Origin of the sequence: Mycobacterium sp., assembly GCF_049802695.1 — a bacterium.
GTDB lineage: Bacteria > Actinomycetota > Actinomycetes > Mycobacteriales > Mycobacteriaceae > Mycobacterium.
On the sequence record NZ_JBARMY010000351.1, the window covers coordinates 1 to 2,395 of the forward strand.

Annotated in this window: 3 protein-coding genes; all 3 read right to left on the minus strand. The window is 68.1% G+C overall.

What is annotated here, in order from left to right; all coding sequences use genetic code 11:
• Positions 1-490, minus strand: a 490-nt coding sequence (locus WA317_RS14570; protein ID WP_425173707.1) for a DUF58 domain-containing protein, incomplete at its 3' end; no start/stop codon positions are given.
• Entirely contained in the window at positions 487-1,620 is a 1,134-nt protein-coding gene (locus tag WA317_RS14575) for an AAA family ATPase (RefSeq protein ID WP_425173708.1), read from the minus strand. The genes WA317_RS14575 and WA317_RS14570, both read right to left, overlap by 4 nt.
• A gap of 163 nt (positions 1,621-1,783) precedes the next feature.
• Positions 1,784-2,395 (minus strand): NlpC/P60 family peptidoglycan endopeptidase RipB (gene ripB / locus WA317_RS14580; protein WP_425173709.1); only part of this gene is annotated, 612 nt, incomplete at its 5' end.

A 2,395-nucleotide genomic window follows, 5' to 3' on the forward strand; every position in this document is an offset into this window, starting at 1 on the left:
GCGTCTGCTCATGCTGCCGACCGGAGCGGGCCGGCACCCGCGTGGTCGTCGCGCCGGTCGCGATGAGGGCGCCGAGCCGGTTGCCGCCGCCGCTGTTCAGATAGGTGATGGCCGCCGCGGCCGCCACTGCCGGATCACGCTTCTCGCACACCGCCGTGCCGAAGTCCAGGCTGGCCGACATGTCGACCACCAGCCAGGTCTCCAATTCGCGGTCGGCGATCATCTGGCGGACGTGCGGGTGGGTGGTGCGCGCCGTGACGGCCCAGTCCATCCGGCGAACGTCGTCGCCGGGCTGATACTCGCGCGACTCCCCCGGTTCCGAACCCGGTCCCGGAATCAGCCCCAGGTGATCGCCGTGCAGCACGCCGTCGAGCTTGCGTTTGACGGTCAATTCGAGCGTGCGCAGCGCCACCGACAGCTTCGGGTCATCGATGTTGCCGCGCTGCATCGATGGCGGATGAACGACCGCCCGCGCGTTCGGTTCGGTCACCGACCGCCGGCCGCAGCCGCTGTCTGCATCACCGGCGGCACCGAATGCCCTTGCTGCGGAACCGCATTCACCTGCGGCAAGGCAACTGTCTGCAGGACACGGTTGATGACGATCTCCGATGAGATCTCGTCGGCAAGCGCGTCGTAAGTAAGTACCAGCCGGTGCCGCAGCACGTCCGGAATCACCTCGACGACATCCTGCGGAATCACATAGTCGCGGCCCCGGACCAGCGCCAACGAGCGCGCGGCGGCGATGATGCCCAGCGAGGCACGCGGCGATGCCCCGAAGGAGATCCAGCTCTTGACGTCGTTCATCCCGAGCTGCTCGGGGTGGCGGGTGGCGGTGACGACGCGAACCACGTAGTCGACCAGCGCGTGGTGCACGAAGTTGTTGGCGGCGATCTCCTGCAGCCGCAGCAGGTCGCCGGTGTCCAGGATCTGCTTGGGCTCCGGTGGCTTCACGCCCATCCGGTAAATGATCTCGCGCTCTTCCTCGGGTGAGGGATAGCCGACGTTGATCTTGAACAGGAAGCGGTCGCGCTGCGCCTCGGGCAGCGGATAGACGCCCTCGTGTTCGATAGGGTTCTGGGTGGCCATCACCAGGAACGGATTGGGCAACGGGAACCTCTTGCCGCCGATCGACACCTGACGTTCCTGCATGACCTCGAGTAACGCCGATTGAACCTTGGCCGGCGCACGGTTGATCTCGTCGGCGAGCAGGAAGTTGACTACCACCGGACCCAGCTCGGTGTCGAACTCCTCTTTGCCCTGCCGGTAGATGCGCGTACCGATGATGTCGGTGGGCACCAGGTCGGGGGTGAACTGGATACGAGCGAACGTTCCGCCGACCACCTTGGCGAAGGTCTCCACGGCCAGCGTCTTGGCCACCCCCGGCACACCTTCGAGCAGCACGTGGCCCTTGGAGAGCAGCCCGACCAGCATCCGCTCGACGAGCTGGTCCTGGCCGACGATGATCCGCTTGACCTCAAAGATGGCCCGCTCGAGAGTGTGCACCTCAGCAGCCAGCCCGTTACCGCCGCCAGAGGGGCCCGCATGCGCCGGGGCCGTCGGGGGCGACCCGGCGCCGGAGTAACCGCTGGCGCCCGCGGGCGACCCACCTGGTGATGTCATTGACGACCCTCCACAGCTCTATCAGACACGACTGCCGGCACTACGAAATCGCGTGGGCAGCGACGTGCCCTGCCCCAACTATTCCAGGCCTGCCGGAATCCGTCGACGCCACCGGGTCTGCGACCGGTGCAGTCCGGTGCACCCGCGGTGGTGCCGCCCGGCCTCAGTACTCGATGATCCGGGTCAGGTTCGGTGTCATCCCGCCGGTTCGAACCGGGCTGACCGTGACCTTGCCGGCGCTGCCCGAGGCCTCCAACATCCGGCCGTTGCCCAGGTAGATGGTGACGTGCTGGCTGCCACCGGGGCCGTAGAAGATCAGGTCGCCGCGCTTGGCCTGCGAGGGCGGGATGTGGCGGCCGGCGTTGTACTGGTCGCCGGAGAACCGCGGCAGCAGCACACCCACCCCGGCGAACGCATAACGGACCAGCCCGGAGCAGTCGAAGCCGACGGTGCCGTCACCGGAGCCGACACCGTTGCTGGGACCGGTGGTGGTGCCACCGCCCCAGGAGTACGGCACACCCATCTGCGCAGAGGCGCGGCGGATCACGTACTCGACGGCCTGGCGCCCGTAAACCCGCGGGACTGCGCCCGGGGCGGTGTTGGTGCCGCCGATGTTGAGACCGAAGCCGCCCAGGAACTGGCGCCCGAGGTCCAGCGTGCTCTGGGTGGCCTGGGCCGTGGCGTTCAGCGAGGCGTTGGCGACGGCGACCGGGTCCCCCGGTGCACCGGCGCTGGGTCCGACGGGCAGAGTCGGATCCCAGGCGCTGTCATCGGC

Bases quoted from the DNA above. Each gene is read 5' to 3' on its own strand.
- WA317_RS14575 (WP_425173708.1), bottom strand. From the start codon at position 1,620: ATGACATCACCAGGTGGGTCGCCCGCGGGCGCCAGCGGTTACTCCGGC.